The following is an 18,191-nucleotide window of genomic DNA, read 5'->3' as shown; positions in this document are numbered from 1 at the left end:
GGTGCAAGGGCGCCGGGGCCTCCACGCGCGCCTTACTCTGCGGCGGTCGCCGACCTCGCCGAAACCTGCGCACCCGCATCGAACGCGATGCCCTCATAGCCCCTCTCGGCAACGTCGGTGATGGCCGCGACATATTTCGGCGTACCGCCATTATAAACGAGATATCGCGTCTTGCCGTGTTCACGGCCGGGGATGTTGGAATTGTAGCCGGTGAACCATGACTTGGCTTTGCGCATCAGCATGATGGCGTACATCTTCGTCACATGCGCGGTCCAGCGCGCCTGCGCTTCGGCCGTTGGCTCCGCCCGCGTATAGCCGCGGCGCCAGATGTGCTCAAGCAGGCCCATGCACCAGCCGACACCGTTCTCGATGCCGCGCGGAAAATTCGTCGAGGCCGAGCCGCTCTGCGGGCCGGTCGGCATCAACAGGTTCGGAAAACCATGGGCCATCATGCCGAGAAAGGTCGAGGGCCCGTCGCGCCACTGGTCGGCCAGTTTCACGCCACCGACACCGGTGATGTCGATCGCATCGAATGAGCCGGTGATGGCATCGAAGCCGGTGGAATAGACGAGAATATCGAGCTCGTAGTCGCGTGCAGCGGTGCGCAGGCCGGTCTCGGTCACCCGCTCGATCGGGGTCTCGCTGATGTCGACGAGGTGCACATTGTCGCGGTTATAGGCCTCGAAGTAATTGGTCTCCAGCGGCACCCGCTGCACGCCAAAGCCGTGATCCTTCGGAATCAGTTTCTCCGCCGTCGCCGGATCCTTGACGCGTCGGCGGATGCGGCCGGCGATGTAGGCGGAAAACTCGGCGTTGGCCACCTCATCGGTAAAAATCTCGCGAAAGTTGCTCAGCCAAATGCCGAAGCCGGGCTCGTCATAGAGCTTGTCCCACAGCGCGATCCGCTCCTCAGCCGTGACCTCATAGAAGCCGCGCCGATCCGGTTCATGCTCGAACCCGCCGGGCGTGCGCTTGCAGGCCGCGAAAATCTCATCGTAGCGCGCGCGAATGTCGGCCATATCAGCTTCGGAGAGCGGGCTGTTGTTGAGCGGCGCGCTCCAGTTCGGACGGCGCTGAAACACGGTCAACTCGCCGACCTTGTCCGCGATCTCGCCGATCACCTGGATTGCTGTCGCACCAGTGCCGATGATGCCGACCTTCTTGCCGGCCAGTTCGACCGGCTCATGCGGCCAATAAAAAGTGTGGAACGAGCGCCCCTTGAACGTCTCCATGCCTTCCAGCCGCGGCAGCGTCGGTATCGCCAGCAACCCGACCGCAAGAACGACGAACCGGCAGGTCAGCTCAAAGCCGTCGTCGAGCCTGAGCTGCCACAGATGATTTGCCTCGTCGAAGGCCGCCGCCTCCACCTTAAGATTGAACCGCATATATTTGCGCAGATCGAACTTGTCGGTGACGTAGTTGAGGTAGCGGAGATTCTCCGGCTGCGCCGAAAACCGCTCCTTCCAGTGCCACTCGTTGAGCAGCTCCTTGGAAAACGAATAGCCGTAGGTGTAGCTCTCGGAATCAAAACGCGCGCCCGGGTAGCGGTTCCAGTACCAGGTGCCGCCGAGATCGGGAGCGGCATCCAGCACCAGCGCGTCCACCCCGAGATCGGCCAGCCGCTTGATCTGGTAAATGCCCGACACGCCCGCGCCAACGACGACGACCTCGTAATGCGGCTTGATGTCCCCGGTCATGCGCGGCCTCCCCGTTGTTGTTTCTTGGACGATTTTGGCGCGGGGTCGACTATACCGAATTATTCGTGCCGTGCACTTGCGTCAGGCTGCCGGGTTGGGTTGGGTTGCGGAAACGGCGCTCAGATTGTTTGAAAGTGGGCGCGTTCGCGTTTTGACCGTATCAGGTACCCGGCGTGGCGCCGATCTCGGCGTGGAGTTGCTCGACATAAGGATCCTGTATCCCCAGCGCGTCGAGTTGCATCGCCAGTTGCACGAGGTATTCCCTGTTGGTGCCGAGGATGCCCTTCCCGCTTGCGATCAAGCGCGCGGTCTCCGCCAGCGGCAGCTCACCGACATAGCTCGGGTGCGAAGGGTTCGAGACAAAGGCAAGCGCCTCGATCGGCCCCTGCGGAGTGAGCATCGGCACCATCGCCGGCGCGTAGCCGCCGCGCAGCATCTCGCGGCGCCACAGGATCGCGGTCTCTGTTTGGACGGAGGCGGCGGCGATGCGGAACGCCAGCCCGTGACAACGACCTTGCTGTGGCTCCAGCGAAAGCATCAGCGCCGGATAGTCGTGCGATCCCCGGCCGAGATTGATCTTCAGCGTGAAGCGGCGCTGATAGCCCTCGACGTCGGCAAGCCGGACTTCGGCGAAATGAAATCCTGGATCCCACATCAGCGAGCCGTAGCAATAGATCCAGAGGTCGCAGCCCGCGCTGTGATCGCCGAGCACCGCAAGCCGCGACGCCTCGATCACCTCGTCCGACAGCCGCCAGTCAGCGGGCCATCCCGCTTCCCGCACACGCTGCTCCCACATCGCAAACATCTCGGGCGTCAGCCGCAGCCGCGATTTTTCCGGATGCGTCACCCGGGTTCGAAGCTCGGGCAAATGAATGAATGCGTCCGCGGTCAAGCCGGCATGCCCCTTTGGTGATGCGACAATCCTCCGCAATGTGCCATTGTCGGCCGTCCGGCGCCAACCGTGAAGACGAACGAATGTGGTCCCCCTGCATGTTATTCTGTCATGGCTCGCCCGGGATTTTTAGGGTGTATGAAGCTCATCCCCACCCCGCCCCCCGCAAAACTTCCCCCCGATATCGAAGGCCATCCGATGCGCGACCAGTTTTCCAACACGCAAGCGATCCGCAAGCCCGCCGTCTCCTCCAAAGGCGGCATCGTCGCCGCGCAATCCGGCAGGGCGGCGCAAGTCGGCGCCGAGGTGCTGGCCGCGGGCGGCGACTGCGTCGACGCTGTCATCGCGACCACCTTTGCGCTGGGCGTGCTGGAGCCCTGGATGAGCGGGCTCGGTGGCGGCGGCGCGATGGTGCTCTACCGGGCGCGGGAAGACCGCTATGAAGTGATCGACTACGGCATGCGCGCTCCCGTCAGCCTCCGGCTTGCGGATTATCCGCTGACCGGCGACGGTGCGGCATCCGATATTTTTCCCTGGCCGCGCGTAAAAGGCGACCGCAATATCCATGGTCCCGGCTCGATCGCCGTGCCCGGCGTGGTGGCCGGCATGGAGGAAGCGCACCGCCGTCACGCAAAACTGCCGTGGAAGGAATTGCTGGCGCCGAGCGTCAAGCTCGCCGATGCGGGCCTTGCAGTCGACTGGTGGACAACGCTGATGATTTCGAGCGCGGCTGCGGATCTGCGGCGTTATCCCGCCAGCGCCGCCGCCTATCTGCAGGATGGTCTGCCGCCGAATCCGCAATGGGCTATCAAGGCCAAAATTCGCATGCCGCAGGACCGGCTCAAGGCCACGATGACGCAACTCGCCAGCGCCGGCCCGCGCGACTTCTACGAGGGCGATCTGGCGAACAGCCTTGCTGCCGACATCCAGGCCGCCGGCGGCGCGCTGTCGGTCGAAGACCTCAAGCCGTTCCGCGCGCATCTGCGTGAGCCACTGGCGATCCCCTATCGCGGCGGCAAAGTGTTCGCGACACCAGAACTCACCGCAGGCCCAACGCTTTCGCGCACGCTCGGTCTGTTGCAGAACGATCTCAAGCCCGCGCGCGGCGGACCGGATGCGGCGGCCTATGTCACCTATGCCTCGGCGCTGCAGGCGGCTTATCGCGAGCGGCTGAAGGACATGGGCGATGAAGACGGCAGGCGTTCGCTCGGCGCGGAAGCGCTGGCGCCGGCCTGCACCACGCATTTCTCGGCGGTCGATCGCGACGGCAACATGGCCGCGGTGACACAGACGCTGCTGTCGTCCTTCGGCTCCAAATTCGTATCCAGCCAGACCGGCATCACCATGAACAACGGCATCATGTGGTTCGACCCGAGCCCGGGCGCGCCGAACTCACTGGCGCCCGGCAAGCGCTGCCTGACCAATTACACACCGGTGCTGGCGCAGGCCAGTGATGGCCGCCGCGCCGCCATCGGCGCGTCCGGCGGCCGGCGCATCCTGCCGGCGGTGAGCCAACTGCTGTCCTTTGTGATGGATTACGGCATGGATCTCGACGCGGCGATTCACCAGCCCCGCATCGACGCCAGCGAAGGCCCCGTCGTGATCGGCGACATTCGCCTGCCGCAGGCCGCACGCGAAGCGTTGCGCGAGCGCTTCGACTACGAGGAAGCCCGCATCCAGACCCTGCCGATGAAATTCGCCTGCCCCAGCATCGTGCTGCGCGACGGCGACACCAACAGCGGCGCGACCGAGGTGTTCCAGCCGTGGAGCGAGGCGGTGGCGGAGGGGTGAAGCTGCATCTGAAGAAAATGCGGCACGTGTGCCGCACTTTCTCTTGCTCGACGATGATCGGCGTGATGATGCCGTTTCGCTTCACTATCGCGTCTGCGGCTCGATCGTTACGGTGCAGTCGCCGCCTTGCATTGCGACCACGATTTGTCCATCGGATGCACCCAATGCAATCGGGTTTGTCGCCCCTCCGCCGCCCGGCGCACGAACGGTGACGCTGATCGAATCTTGCGGTGCGGTCGAACCAACTGTCGTGGGCGAGACTTCGGTGATATTGCCCGCGGTATCCCGGCGCATGATACGGCAAGGCGCACCGCCGGCCTGGGCCATAGCGTCGGCCGCACGTCCACTGCCGGTCTCACCGCCCGCGGCGCGAATGCGCGACGCATCTCGCGGGACATGGCTTACGATCCGCTGCGTGCCGGGTTCGATGATCACGATTTCCTCTTCGGTCGTGAAGTAATCATAACCGCGATACGCCGGCTCAATCGCGACGATGGCAGCCGGCAGCCGTTGGACGCGCACGTTCCGCGGAATCCGTTCGCCGACCCGGATCGCGACATTGAGATTGCGCTGCGGCGGCGCGAGCCGCTCGCGGGTCAACGTCTCGGAAATGCGAACCTGCTTGTCGGTCGAGATCCCCGACTGCTGGCTCTGCGTCTGGCTGGTCTGGGTCTGTGTGCGCGTGGTTTCGCTCGCGGCGGCCGGCCGGTCCTTGCTCTGCTGAGCGGCATCCTTTGAGGTTTCGCCTCGCTGATCGCGGCTTGGCTCTTTCTGCGTGGTGGCCGTGCCCTCGCGCTCCTTCTGCGACGCCGCAGTTCCGCCCTTGGTCTTCTCGGATTCGACGCTGGACTTGCCGCCGGCACCGTCGCGCTTCATCTCGGCGCTGCCCTTGGCGTCCTTACCTTCTCGACCTCCTTGACGTGAGTCCTGCGCGCGCGCTGCTGGCCTTGCGTCTTCACCGCGTCCACGCTTGCTGTCGTCGCTCGCAGCCGTCGGACGATCCGCCCCGGGCGTCGCAGCCTTGCCCTTTTCCCCGGCCTGCCGGGAACCGGTTCCCCTTTCTTCGCGACCTATCGCGCCTTGAGCCTTCTGTTCCCCACCCTTCGCGCGTTCTTGCGCGCGCTCGGCGCCGCGTTCTTGCGATGCAGCACCTTTGCCGGCGCCGCTCGGCTGCATCTGCTTCGGCTCCTCGCTTCTTCCCGTTGGGGCCTGCCCATACGACAGACCCGGTGCCAGCATCAGGCAAACAATTCCAGTCGACAACAATAGCTGCTTGCGCATCCCGACCTCCTCAAACTTGGCCCTGCGCAAGCGAACGCTGGCCGGGGATGGAAGGTTCCGTCCAAAGCGAGTGGTATGACTCTTTAGTCGATCGAAGCGGCCGCCGCGCCGCTACATGCCCAGCCGGTCCCGCACCCGCCCTGCCACGACAGCGGCAGTGACGCCGATCGGCCAGAACGCGTGCAGCGCCATCGGCTTGATGCTGGTAATCGGCATGTCGAGTGCTGCGCTTCCGCCGCCGATCAGCCGACGTGCGAGCTGCGCGCCCATCGCGGTCGAGAGCGCGACGCCGCGGCCGTTGCAGCCGAGCGAGATCAGGAGGTTCTTCGCGGGCTCGTGCACATGGGGATAGTGATCGGGCGTGATCGCGAGCCGGCTGTTCCAGCCGTGCGTCCAGGTCGCGCCCTTCACGCCCGGCCATAGCCGTTCCGCATAGCGGATGAGATAGGCGACGTCGGCTGGCTTGCTGATCCAGCGCATCGGCCCGCGGCCGCCCATCAACAAGCGATTATGCGCATCGATGCGGTAATAGACCGTGATGTGGCCGCTCTCGTACAGCACCGGGCGCGTCGGCATGATCTCGCGCGCGACCGCATCGGACAGCGGCGCGGTGGCGGCGATCGAGGAGAACACCGGCACGATGGTGCGGCGCAAGCCCGGCCATAGATCGTCCGTAAAGCCATTGGTCGCCAGCAGCACCTTTTCGGCGCGCACGATTCCGCGTGGCGTCTCAATGCGCCAGCCGGCGCCTTCACGCGACAGAGAGAGCGCCGGGGTTTCGCCATGGACGGCAGCGCCCGCCGCGATCGCCGCACGTGCCAGACCGCGCGCGTAGCTCAGCGGATGCAGATCGCCGCCGCGATTGTCCAGCATGGCGCAGAGATAGCGGTCGGTCCCGGTCATCTCCCGCATCTGTTCGCGGTTCAGCAGCGTCACCGGCATGCCGCGGCGGATGCATTGTTTTGCGGTGTTTTCGATTCCCGCCGCGCTTGCTTCATTGTAGGCCGCGCGCAGCGTGCCGTTCTGCCGCGCCTCGCAGGGAATCTGGTAGCGGCGGATCAGGTCGAACGTGTAGTTGGTAGTGCCGTAGGAAAACGCGATCATACGGCCGCCGAGATCAGTGCCGAAATCCGCTTCGATCCGGTCAGGGTCGTGCTTCAGCCCCGGATTGACCTGGCCGCCATTGTTGCCCGATGCGCCCCAGCCCGGCTGTTGCGCCTCCAGCACGATTGCGTTCGCGCCCTGCTCGGCCAGGTGCAGCGCCGTCGACAGCCCGGTAAAACCGCCGCCGATGATCGCGACCGGGACATTCTTGTTGGCATCGAGCGGCGGCGCAGGCGGCGGCGCCACGGCCGTATCGGCATAGAGACTTGGCGGCAGTGGCAGCGAGACAGGCGAGTTCATGGACAAACGACCGAAGTTTAGAGCGGATGCAGCACACGCCGCAGAAAGTCCTGCGTGCGCGCATGCTGCGGCTGGTTGAGGACTGACTTCGCCGGCCCCTGCTCGACGATCACGCCGCCGTCGATGAACAGCACGCGGTCGGCAACGTCCTTGGCAAATGCCATTTCATGGGTGACGACGACCATGGTCATGCCGTCATCGGCGAGCTTGCGCATCACGCCCAACACATCGCCGACCAGTTCGGGATCGAGCGCCGAGGTCGGCTCGTCAAATAATATCGCCTTCGGCTGCATCGCGAGCGCCCGCGCGATCGCGACGCGCTGCTGCTGTCCGCCCGACAGTTGCGGCGGGTGGACATCGGCTTTCTCGGCCAGCCCAACCCGCGCCAGCAGCGCGCGGCCGCGCTCCAGCGCCTCGGCGCGGGGCTCCTTCTTCACATAAACGGGGCCCTCGATGACGTTCTCGAGCGCGGTCCGGTGCGGAAACAGGTTGAAGCGCTGGAACACCATCGAGACCTGGGTGCGGACCGAAACGATCGAAGGCGCATTGCGATCGACCTTCGCGCCTTCGACAAGGATATCGCCGCTGTCATAGCTTTCCAGTCCGTTGATACAGCGCAGGATGGTGGACTTGCCCGAACCGGAGGGGCCGATGATGCAGACCACCTCGCCCTTCTCGACCGACGCCGTGATGCCCTTCAGCACCTCGACCCTGCCAAAACTCTTGTGGACGTTGGAGAGCTCGATCATTTCTGGCCTGCCCGCTTTTCGAAGTGACGGACCAGAAGGATAAGCGGGATGCTCATGGTGAGATACATCAGCGCGACCAGCGTGAACACGCTGGTGTTCTTGAAGGTGGATGACGCGATCAGCTTGCCTTGCAAGGCGAGTTCGGCGACCGTGATGGTCGAGGCCTGGGACGAATCCTTCAGCATCATGATCATCACGTTGCCATAGGGCGGCAGCACGATTCTAACCGCCTGCGGCAACACCACGCGGCGCATGGTCAGCCACCAGCTCATGCCGATCGCCTGCGCCGCCTCGATCTGGCCCTTGTCGATGGCTTCGATGCCGGCGCGGAAATTCTCGGCCTGGTAGGCCGAGTAAGCGATGCCGAGACCTAGAATCGCCGCCTGCAGCGCCGTCAGTGTCAGGCCGAATTCCGGCATCACGAAGTAGAGATAGAACAGCAGCACGATGATCGGGATGCCACGGATCACGTTGATCACGCCGGCGCTGAGTCCCGTGAGAAAGCCGATGCCCGATACGCGCATCAGCGCCCAGACAAGGCCGAGCATGGTCGACAAGACCAGCGATCCCAGCGTGACGATAATCGTCAGCGCCACACCGCTCATCAGGATCGGCAGGAACTCGGTCGTATCGCGCCAAAAGGCCTGCATCAGGAAGCCTGCGCCTTCAGGCCCCATTTATCGAGAATTTTTTCCACCGTGCCGTCCGCTTTCAGCTTCGCCAGCGAGGCATTGATCTTGGCGAGCAGTTCGGTATCGCCCTTACGCACGCCGATGCCGACCGAGCCGATCGTCGCAGGCTTGTAGCTCTCGACAATGCGCGCTTCGGGGAAACCGCCCTGCTTTAAATTGTAGGCGAGGATCGGGTAATCGGCGAAGCCTGCTTTCAATCGTCCGGCGTTCACATCGCGCAGGATATCCGGAATGGTGTCGTACGCCTTCACCTCGCTGAACAGTCCGGACTTCTTCAGCGCATCGACGAACGCCGTTCCGACCTGTGCACCGACCACCTCGCCCTTCAGGTCGTCCTGCTTGGCATAGGTCCTGGTGTCGCTCTTCGGCACCAGAAGTCCCTCGCCATAGCTGTAGAACGGTTCTGAGAAATCGATCACTTCCTTGCGTGCTGGCGTAACGAACATCGCCGCCGAGATGATGTCGATCTTGTTCGAGGTGAGCGAGGCGATCAGCGTCGAGAACTGCATCGGCTCGATCTGGACCTGGAAGCCGGCGTCCTTGCCGATCTCGGTGATGAGATCGACCATGATGCCCTGAATGCTGTTGGTCTTGGTGTCGAGGAAGGTGAAGGGCACGCCGGTCGGCGTCGAGCCCACTTTCAGCACCTTTTGCGCTGATGCCGGCATCGCGGCGGTCAGAACAACAGCCGCCATCGCGGCCTGGACGAGACGTTTGAGAGCCATGGCACCACCTCCTGGATCGAACACCGCCGCCCGCGTCAGACCAAAGAGTTGCGGGAAACGCCGTTCCGGCCTATTTTCACCATTATGAAATTGTGGCCACACTTGCCGCGGCATTGCAAGCAATTTTCATGCACATGAAGGAAGCAGGCTGACGTGAGCGGTGGCAAGAGAATTAGGAAGCCGGCGCCCAAGGCCAAGGCAAGGGCCGCGGCAAAGACGGCGCGCAGGCCGAAGGCGAAGGCTGCGGCCAGACCGGCCGAACCGGCGATGGACCTCGCCGTCGGCCGGCGCATTCGCGACCTGCGCCGTGAACACAAACTGTCGCTGGAGACGATCGCCGCGCGCACCGATCTGTCGATCGGCTTCCTCAGCCAGATCGAGCGCGGCCTGTCGTCGCCTTCGCTGCGCGTGCTCGCAACGCTTGCCGACGTGCTCGGCGTCGGCATCGCCGCGCTGTTCGGCTCGCGGCCCAGCGACGATGCGGCTTCAGGCGGCGTGGTGACGCGCCAGTTGCAGCGCGCCGAACTGAAATTGTGGCGCACCGGCATATCGAAACAATTGCTGAGCCCGGCCGGAACGGAAAACCGCCTCAACCTGTTTCTCGTGCACCTGGAGCCCGGCGGCAACACCGGCGACGAACTCTACACCCATGACGGCGAAGAGGCCGGCCTGGTGCTGGAAGGCGAGATGACGCTGACCGTGGATGCCGAGACCTGGTCCCTCAAGCGAGGGGACAGTTTTCGCTTCGCTAGCCGCCGCCCTCACCGCTTTTCAAATCCGGCGGAAGATGCGAAAGCGGTCGTGTTGTGGGTGAACTGCATAACGGCGGCGTCATGAGCGACGGTCTGGAACAACGAATGGATCAAGCCTGGGAGGATTGGAGCCCGCACAGCGCACATTGGGGCGCATTTTCCGCGCGATGGAACGGCGCGACGCTGGATATCAGGCCTTACGAGGAGGATCCTGCGCCGTCCTCGATTTTACAGAACTTCACCACCGCGATGCGCCACAAGGCCCGCATCCTGCGGCCGATGGTGCGCAAGGCATGGCTGGACCGGAGCGCACGCAGCGAGCGCACGTTCGACCAGAAATTCGTCGCCTGCCCCTGGGACGAAGTTCTCGATTTGCTTGCGAATGAATTATCGCGGGTCCGAACCGAATATGGCGCCGCCGCGGTCTACGGCGGCTCCTATGGCTGGTCCAGCGCAGGACGTTTCCACCACGCGCAGAGCCAGGTTCATCGCTTCCTGAACATGGCATTCGGCGGCTATGTGCGTTCGGTGAACAGCTATAGCGCCGGCGCCTCGGCCGTGATCCTGCCTCATGTCCTTGGCGGCTACGAAGACGTCTCGCGCCGAAACGTAACGTGGGATCAGGTCGCCGAGCATACCGATACGGTGCTGGCCTTCGGCGGCATGGCGCTGAAGAACTCGGACGTCGCCAGCGGCGGCATCAGCCGCCACATCGAGCGCGACGCGATGCAAAAGGCCGCGCGCCGCGGCGCGGTGTTCTACGGCATCGCGCCGTTGCGCGATGACCTGCCGGAAGCAGCCGGCGCCCGGTGGCTGCCGATCAAGGTCGGCACCGACGTGGCGCTGATGCTGGCGCTCGCGCACACGCTGCTCGTCGAAAACCTGTGGGACAGCACCTTTGTCGCGCGCTATTGCACCGGCTTCGAAATCTTCGAACGCTATCTGCTCGGCCGCGACGACAATACGCCAAAGGACGCGGCATGGGCGGCCGGTATCACCGGCATTCCCGCCGCCACCATCGTAGACCTCGCCCGCCGGCTGCCGCGCGGGCGCACTCTGATCACGGTCTCGCATTCGCTGCAGCGGGCGCAATATGGCGAGCAGCCGGTGTGGATGGGCGCGGTGCTTGCGGCCATACTCGGCCAGATCGGCCTGCCCGGCGGCGGATATAATTACGCGCTCGGTGCGCTCGGCCACACCGGCCGCCGCTTCAACGCGGTTTCGATTCCGACGCTGTCGCAAGGCAACAATAGCGTCAGTGAATTCATCCCGGTCGCGCGCGTCGCCGACATGCTGCTTAATCCGGGAAAGCCGTTCGAGTATAACGGCCGGTCGATGCGGTATCCCGACATCAAACTGGTCTATTGGGCGGGCGGCAACCCTTTCCATCATCACCAGGACATCAACCGGCTGCGGCGCGCCTTCAATGTTCCGCAAACCATCGTCGTGCACGAGAGCGCCTGGACGCCGATGGCGAAATTTGCCGACATCGTATTGCCGGCGACGATGACGCTGGAGCGCGACGACATCGGCGCCGCGGGCACCGATCCAAGGCTGATCGCAATGCGCAGGGCCATGGACCCGGTCGGCGAAGCGCGCGACGATTTCGATATTTTTGCCGCGCTGTCGCTGCGATTAGGCGTTGAACAGGCCTTCACCGAAGGACGCGACACCAGGCAATGGCTGGCGCACCTTTACGAGCCGACGCGGAAGGCGCTTGCCGAGGCCGGCTGCGATGCGCCTGACTTCGACGCGTTCTGGCGGCGCGGCGAACTCGCGCTGCCGTCGGCCCCCGATGACGGCGGTTTTCTGCGCGCCTTCCGCAACGATCCCCTCAACAACAAGCTGCCGACGCCAAGCGGCAAGATCGAGATCTATTCGAAAGCCATCGCGGGCTTCGGTTACGACGATTGCCCTCCCCACCCGGCCTGGCTGCCCTCGACCGAACCGCCGGATTCGCGCCACCCGTTGACGCTGATCGCCAACCAGCCGGCGACGAGGCTGCACAGCCAGCTCGACTTCGGCGCCTACAGCCAGTCGAAGAAAATTGCCGGCCGCGAACCCGTCCGTCTCAACCCCGTTGATGCGGCGCGCCGCGGTATCGCCGACGGCGACATCGTCCGCCTGTTCAATGATCGGGGCGCCTGCCTGGCTGCCGCCGCTATTACAGACGACGTCATGCCCGGCGTGGTGCAATTGTCCACCGGCGCCTGGTACGATCCGGAGCCAGGTGCGGCCGAACATCCGCTCTGCGTCCACGGCAATCCGAACGTGCTCACCCGCGACATCGGCACATCGCGGCTCGCGCAAGGCTGCTGCGGTCAGGTGACGGTGGTCGAGTGCGAGAAATATACGGGAGCGCTGCCTGCCATCCACGCCTTTGATCCTCCCGAACAGGATTGATGCAGAGGCAACGACGACACCCGCATACCGACTGTCCCGCCCACCAGGGAACATCGTGAAAGAATTTAGACATACCCGAATGAAATCGAAAATCCGAACTTAGGACTGTCGATTCAGACGCCGTCAACACCCGAGGTCTACGCTTCCCGGGAGTTCGTATGGATACGTCAGGAGCTGAGCATGCCGAACCGAGGGAAACACGGGAAAGCACGAGCCGCAGCCGCCGAGACCAGAGAAGATATCATGAGCTCGGCGGCCTTAAGCACCATGAGCGCGGGCGCCGTAAATGCCATGGCGGCAGTAGGCGCCGCCGTCATCAAGCTGCACAAGGAGCCAATGGACGAAGAGCCGGAATGGTTCTGGCACCTGTTCGCGAAGTGCGAAGCCAAGGCCGCACGTATCGCCGCGCAGGCCGCGCGCGCCCCTCGCTCCAATGGCGACGCCACATTCATTGAGGTCTACGCCAGGACCTTACCGAAGCTGATGAAGACGGCGCTAAGCGCCCGCGAACAGGCACTGCATTGAGTGAAACTCCGCGCGTCCCGCGCCTCCTGCCAGTTGTGCTCGTCCGCCCCTCACCCAAACCGGTGATCGTAGCGGCTCACCGTGAGTTCGCTCACGTCGATCTCAGGCTTCCGCCCCGACATCAGGTCCGCCAGCACCCTCCCCGAGCCACAGGCCATGGTCCAGCCAAGCGTGCCGTGGCCGGTGTTGAGATGCAGATTGCTGTAGCGCGTGGCGCCGATGACCGGCGGCCCGTCCGGCGTCATCGGGCGCAGACCGCTCCAGAAGCTGGCTTTGCGCAAGTCCCCGCCGCGTGGAAACATCTCGGTGAGGGAATGATCGAGCGTCGCGCGCCGCGCCGCATCGAGCCGGTTCGAATAGCCTGAGATTTCCGCGGTGCCGCCGACGCGGATGCGGTCGCCGAGCCGCGTGATTGCGACCTTGTAGCTTTCGTCCATCACGGTGGATACAGGCGCGCCGTCGTCATCGATGACCGGGACCGTGATCGAATAGCCCTTCACGGGATAGACAGGAACCGGAATACCGATGGGCTTGAGCAACCGCGGCGTCCAGCTGCCGAGTGCCGCGACGTAGGCATCGGCCTGCAACAGCCCGACGCTGGTGACGACGCCCGTGATCCTGTCGCCGTCCGCGACCACGCGATCGATGCTGGTATTGAACCTGAACTGCACGCCGAGCTTTGCTGCTTCCTTGGCGAGCGCCTGCGTAAACATATGGCAATCGCCGGTCTCGTCCTGCGGCAGCCGCAGTCCGCCGACGAATCTTTCCTTCACCGCCGCCAGCGCCGGCTCCGCACCGATGCAGCCTTCGCGATCGAGCACCTCGTAAGGGACACCATATTGCTTGAGCACCGCGATATCGCCGCCGGTACTGTCGAGCTGCTTCTGCTTGCGGAAAAGCTGCAGCGTGCCGCGGCTGCGCTCGTCATATTTGATACCGATCTCGGCGCGCAGCGCGCGCAAGGAATCGCGGCTGTATTCGGCGATCGGGATCATCCGACGCTTGTTGACGGCGTAGCGCTCTGCCGTGCAGTTGCGCAGCATCTTCATGCCCCAGATCCACATCACGGGATCGAGCTTGGGCCAGATCACAAGCGGCCCGTGCCGCATCAACAGCCATTTGATGGCTTTCACCGGCACGCCGGGGCCGGCCCAGGGCGAGGAATAGCCGGGCGAGACTTCGCCGGCATTGGCGAAAGAGGTTTCCTGCGCGGGCTCGGACTGGCGGTCGACGACCGTTACCTCATGGCCGGCGCGTGCCAGATAATAGGCTGTCGTGACGCCGATGACGCCACTGCCGAGAACGATGACTTTCACGATCCCTCACGCAATTCGCCGCGGCGTTCGCGCCGCGGCCGCTCTGAAGCCCGGCTCCGATTGAATCGGAACCGTGCTCCAGGTTTTTATCTTGACGCGTTTTCTTCACGCGAACCGGGGGTCCACTTCGCTTGAAAACGCTATGCCTTCCTTGCGAGCAAGGATCAGGCCACGCGCTTGATGGCGTCGCCGAGGATCGAAACCATGTCGTCGATATGGCTTTTCTCGACGATCAGCGGCGGCGACATCGCGAAGGAGTCGCCGCTCATGCGGAAATAAAGCCCGCGATTGAAGCAATCCACCATCACGTCATAACCGCGTGCCCCGACGCCGTCGCCGCGCGGCGACAGCTCGATTGCGCCCATCAGGCCGACATTGCGGATGTCGATGACGTTCGGCAGGCCCTTGAGCGAATGCAGCGCATCGCGCCAATATTCAGCCAGTGACGCTCCACGCGTGAGCAGCCCCTCGTCCTTGTAGATGTCAAGCGTCGCAAGGCCCGCCGCGCAGGCAACCGGATGCGCGGAATAAGTGTAGCCGTGGAACAGCTCGATCGTGCCCTCGGGGCCGTTCATCAGCGCGTCATGGATCTTGCGGCTGGCGAAAACCGCGCCGCAGGGCACGGTGCCGTTGGTGATGCCCTTAGCCGTCGTCATCATATCAGGCGTGACGCCGAAATAATCCGCCGCGAACGGCGCGCCGAGGCGGCCGAAGCCGGTGATGACCTCGTCGAAGATCAAGAGGATGCCGTGCTTGGTGCAGAGCTCGCGCAGCCGCTGCAGATAGCCCTTCGGCGGCGGCAGCACCGCGGTCGAACCCGGCACCGGTTCGACAATGACGGCGGCGATCGTGTCAGCGCCATGCAGCGCCACCATCCGCTCAACATCGTCGGCGAGTTCGGCGCCGTGATCAGGCTGATCCTTTGCAAAGGCGTTGCGGGCGAGATCATGGGTGTGACGGATGTGGTCGACGCCGGGCAGATGGGTCGCAAACGCACGGCGGTTCGCCACCATGCCGCCGACCGACATGCCGCCGAAGCCGACGCCGTGATAGCCGCGCTCGCGACCGATCAGGCGCGTCCGCGTCCCCTGTCCGATGGCGCGCTGATAGGCGAGCGCGATCTTCAGCGCAGTGTCGACCGACTCCGAGCCCGAATTGGTGAAGAAGATGCGATCGAGACCTTTGGGCGCGATCTCGGCCAGCCGCTCGGCGAAATCGAACGCCAGCGGATGGCCCATGTTGAACGAGGGCGCGAAGTCGAGGTTCATCAACTGCCGCTCGACGGCGGCGGCGATCTGGCGGCGGCCATGGCCGGCATTGACGCACCAGAGGCCGGCCGAGCCGTCGATCACCTTGCGGCCGTCGACCGTCGTGTAGTGCATGCCCTCGGCGGAAGCGAACAGCCGCGGCGCTTTCTTGAACTGCCGGTTGGCCGTGAACGGCATCCAGAACGAATCGGTTTGCAGGGTGTTCGGCTTCTGATGAAGGGTCACGGCGTAGCTCCTGTGCTGGCAGCTCAAGGTACCACCGGGCCACGCTCGGGAAGGCACAACAAGTCCTTTTCTTCACTCCTGCAACCCATTGATTTTACTGGCCCGGCTAGGGCATATTTGTTCGATCCGAAACACTTGCAACAGGGATTTTCGATGAGCGTCGATATCGGTGGGCGACTCCGCTTCGTTCGCGCCCGTCACAAGCTGTCGCAGCGCGAGCTCGCAAAACGCTCCGGCGTGACCAATTCGACGATCTCGCTGATCGAATCGAACCAGATGAACCCCTCCGTCGGTGCGCTCAAGCGCATCCTCGACGGGCTGCCGATGGGGCTCGCCGAATTCTTCGCGATCGAGCCGGAGCGGCCGCGCAAGGCGTTCTACCGCTCCGACGAACTAACCGAGATCGGCAAGAAGCCGATCTCCTTCCGCCAGGTCGGTGACAATCTGTTCGGCCGAAGCTTGCAAATCCTGAAAGAACGCTACGAGCCGGGCAGCGACACCGGCCGGGTGCCGCTGACCCATGACGGCGAGGAAGGCGGCATCGTGGTCTCGGGCCGGCTCGAAGTGACCGTCGACGACGAACGCCGTATCCTCGATCCCGGCGACGCCTATTATTTCGAGAGCCGCCGCCCGCATCGGTTTCGCTGCGTCGGGGGCAAGGCGTGCGAAGTGATCTCGGCCTGCACGCCGCCGACGTTTTGAGCAGCGAGGGCATTTTCAATAAATCCACTGTAGCGCGGTGATGGTCACGATCCAGCGCTGCGCTTGCGTGGGGGGCAAAAAAGCTGAATAGTTTCCGTCATCCGACGGAGAGATCGGAAGCGTGCGGCTGCACGCATGCAGCCGCTTGTTGGAGCTTTTTCGCATGTCGAAGCTCACCGAGCATGGCGCGTGCCTGCTGTGGAAGCCGGAATTGATCTGGCTGAATGTCGTTTCCGACGCGATGGTCGCCGTCGCCTTCTTTACGACGGCGTTCGTTCTCGCGTTCTTCGTGTGGCGACGCCACCGTGAGCTGATGTTCTGGGGCGTATTCCTGATATTCGCGATCTTCGTCGCGGTCTGCGGAGTGACCCGTCTGCTGTCGATCTACACCGTATGGGTGCCGGCCTATGAAATCGAGGCCGTGGCGAAAGCTTTCCTGACCCTGATCTCGGTCCCGATCACGGCAGCACTCCTGCTGCTGCTGCCGCGGATCCTGGTGCTGCCGACGCGCATTCAGCTTGCCAATGCCAATGCCGCGCTTGAGGAGGAGGTCAGGCAGCGCCGCGAGGCCGAGGCCATGGTCAAACGTTTTGAGGAGAAAGAGGCTACCGAATCCAAGGTCCGGCAAGCGCAGAAGATGGAAGCCATCGGCCAGCTCACCGGTGGCGTCGCGCACGACTTCAACAACATTCTGACTGTTATCACCGGAACCATCGAAATCCTGAGCGATGCCGTCAAGGATCGTCCGCATCTTGCCCAGATCACCGATCTGATCAACGGAGCCGCGACAAGGGGCGCTGAGCTGACGAAGCACTTGTTGGCCTTCTCCCGTCGACAGCCGCTGCAGCCGCGCAATACCGACGTCAACGCGTTGATCATCGATTCAGCGCAGCTGCTGCGGCCGACCCTCGGCGAGCACATCGAAATTGAATCGATGCTGGCGCACGATTCCGCGCCGGCTCTGATCGATCCCAGTCAGCTCTCGACCGCAATCCTGAACCTCGCCCTTAATGCGCGGGACGCCATGCCTAACGGCGGCAAGCTGACGTTGGAAACCAAGAACGTGGCGCTCGATGAGAACTACGCTCGCCTGAACAGCGAAGTCAGACCTGGCGACTACGTCATGATTGCCGTGAGCGACACCGGGGAAGGAATTCCGGGCAACCTGCTCGAAAAGGTGTTTGAGCCGTTCTTTACCACCAAGGAAGCCGGCAAGGGCTCGGGGCTCGGCCTCAGCATGGTGTACGGCTTCGCCAGACAGTCGAATGGACATATCAAGATCTACAGCGAAGAGGGTCACGGCACGACCGTGAAGCTTTACCTGCCGCAGGCCACGGGCGGCGGCCCGGAGGAGCCCGCCGGTGAGACGGGCGGATATGCAGGAGAACATGGCGACCAGACGATCCTGATTGTCGAGGACGACCCGCTGGTCCGCGAATACGTTCTGGCGCAAATCACCCGTTTCGGATTCCACACGCTCGCCGCAGGCAATGCGGCCGAGGCGCTGGCCATCATCGATGGACCGGAACGCATCGACCTGCTGTTCACCGACGTCATGCTCCCCAGGGGAGTGAATGGCCGCCAGCTCGCGACCGAGGCCGTCAAAAGGCGGCCGGAGCTTAAAGTGCTTTATACCTCCGGTTATGCCGAGAATGCCCTCATCCATCATGGCCGTCTCGAGGCCGGTGTGCTGCTGCTGCCGAAGCCTTACGTCAGTGCCGACCTCGCGCGGATGCTTCTGACCGCGCTGGCAGCGTGAGTTCTCCTGG

Annotated in this window: 15 protein-coding genes; 6 read left to right on the top strand and 9 right to left on the bottom strand. The window is 63.7% G+C overall.

Annotation, left to right across the window (positions count from 1 at the left end):
- Nucleotides 1-32: 32 nt before the first annotated feature.
- Complete coding sequence (locus V1294_RS10080; RefSeq protein WP_334496759.1) at nucleotides 33-1,697, bottom strand: flavin-containing monooxygenase; 1,665 nt, start codon at nucleotides 1,695-1,697, stop codon at nucleotides 33-35.
- Between the two features lie 160 nt (nucleotides 1,698-1,857).
- Nucleotides 1,858-2,589, bottom strand: a complete 732-nt coding sequence (locus tag V1294_RS10075) for a gamma-glutamylcyclotransferase (RefSeq protein ID WP_334496758.1) — start codon at nucleotides 2,587-2,589, stop codon at nucleotides 1,858-1,860.
- Nucleotides 2,590-2,787: 198 nt separating this feature from the next.
- On the opposite strand from V1294_RS10075, the gene V1294_RS10070 reads away from it, so the two are divergent.
- Entirely contained in the window at nucleotides 2,788-4,380 is a 1,593-nt protein-coding gene (locus tag V1294_RS10070; RefSeq protein WP_334504580.1) for a gamma-glutamyltransferase family protein, read from the top strand.
- Between the two features lie 84 nt (nucleotides 4,381-4,464).
- Here V1294_RS10070 and V1294_RS10065 read toward each other — a convergent pair whose 3' ends face one another.
- From V1294_RS10065 to V1294_RS10045, 5 genes are all read right to left on the bottom strand, one after another.
- The gene (locus V1294_RS10065) at nucleotides 4,465-5,661 is read right to left on the bottom strand and encodes a DUF1236 domain-containing protein (protein ID WP_334496756.1); all 1,197 of its coding nucleotides are present in this window, start codon (nucleotides 5,659-5,661) and stop codon (nucleotides 4,465-4,467) included.
- Between the two features lie 111 nt (nucleotides 5,662-5,772).
- Nucleotides 5,773-7,065, bottom strand: coding sequence for an NAD(P)/FAD-dependent oxidoreductase (locus tag V1294_RS10060; protein ID WP_334496754.1), 1,293 nt, complete (start codon nucleotides 7,063-7,065; stop codon nucleotides 5,773-5,775).
- A gap of 17 nt (nucleotides 7,066-7,082) precedes the next feature.
- Nucleotides 7,083-7,814, bottom strand: a complete 732-nt coding sequence (locus V1294_RS10055; RefSeq protein ID WP_334496752.1) for an amino acid ABC transporter ATP-binding protein — start codon at nucleotides 7,812-7,814, stop codon at nucleotides 7,083-7,085.
- Nucleotides 7,811-8,464, bottom strand: a complete 654-nt coding sequence (locus V1294_RS10050) for an amino acid ABC transporter permease (RefSeq protein WP_334504578.1) — start codon at nucleotides 8,462-8,464, stop codon at nucleotides 7,811-7,813. Before V1294_RS10050 ends, V1294_RS10055 begins: the two co-directional genes overlap by 4 nt.
- Entirely contained in the window at nucleotides 8,464-9,231 is a 768-nt protein-coding gene (locus tag V1294_RS10045; protein WP_334496749.1) for an ABC transporter substrate-binding protein, read from the bottom strand. Before V1294_RS10045 ends, V1294_RS10050 begins: the two co-directional genes overlap by 1 nt.
- Nucleotides 9,232-9,384: 153 nt before the next feature.
- Between V1294_RS10045 and V1294_RS10040 the strand changes: the two genes are divergently transcribed.
- From V1294_RS10040 to V1294_RS10030, 3 genes are all read left to right on the top strand, one after another.
- Entirely contained in the window at nucleotides 9,385-10,068 is a 684-nt protein-coding gene (locus V1294_RS10040) for a cupin domain-containing protein (RefSeq protein WP_334496747.1), read from the top strand.
- 20 nt (nucleotides 10,069-10,088) lie between these two features.
- Nucleotides 10,089-12,386 (top strand): molybdopterin-dependent oxidoreductase, encoded by a 2,298-nt coding sequence (locus tag V1294_RS10035; protein ID WP_334496745.1) that lies wholly within the window; start codon nucleotides 10,089-10,091, stop codon nucleotides 12,384-12,386.
- 243 nt (nucleotides 12,387-12,629) lie between these two features.
- A complete protein-coding gene (locus tag V1294_RS10030; protein WP_334496743.1) occupies nucleotides 12,630-12,911 on the top strand; it encodes a hypothetical protein in 282 nt (93 codons plus the stop codon).
- Nucleotides 12,912-12,961: 50 nt separating this feature from the next.
- Here V1294_RS10030 and V1294_RS10025 read toward each other — a convergent pair whose 3' ends face one another.
- Nucleotides 12,962-14,227, bottom strand: a complete 1,266-nt coding sequence (locus tag V1294_RS10025; protein ID WP_334496742.1) for a D-amino acid dehydrogenase — start codon at nucleotides 14,225-14,227, stop codon at nucleotides 12,962-12,964.
- A 164-nt stretch (nucleotides 14,228-14,391) separates the two neighbouring features.
- On the bottom strand, nucleotides 14,392-15,720 hold the full coding sequence (locus V1294_RS10020; protein ID WP_334496740.1) for an aspartate aminotransferase family protein: 1,329 nt from the start codon (nucleotides 15,718-15,720) through the stop codon (nucleotides 14,392-14,394).
- 153 nt (nucleotides 15,721-15,873) lie between these two features.
- On the opposite strand from V1294_RS10020, the gene V1294_RS10015 reads away from it, so the two are divergent.
- Both V1294_RS10015 and V1294_RS10010 read left to right on the top strand, forming a co-directional pair.
- Nucleotides 15,874-16,422, top strand: coding sequence for a cupin domain-containing protein (locus tag V1294_RS10015; RefSeq protein WP_334496738.1), 549 nt, complete (start codon nucleotides 15,874-15,876; stop codon nucleotides 16,420-16,422).
- Between the two features lie 163 nt (nucleotides 16,423-16,585).
- The gene (locus tag V1294_RS10010; RefSeq protein ID WP_334496736.1) at nucleotides 16,586-18,181 is read left to right on the top strand and encodes an ATP-binding protein; all 1,596 of its coding nucleotides are present in this window, start codon (nucleotides 16,586-16,588) and stop codon (nucleotides 18,179-18,181) included.
- Nucleotides 18,182-18,191: the final 10 nt, after the last annotated feature.

This window comes from Bradyrhizobium sp. AZCC 1678 (assembly GCF_036924765.1).
GTDB lineage: Bacteria > Pseudomonadota > Alphaproteobacteria > Rhizobiales > Xanthobacteraceae > Bradyrhizobium > Bradyrhizobium algeriense.
Note: the sequence above shows the minus strand (reverse complement) of the source record. Positions and strands in the feature narration are given on the sequence as shown.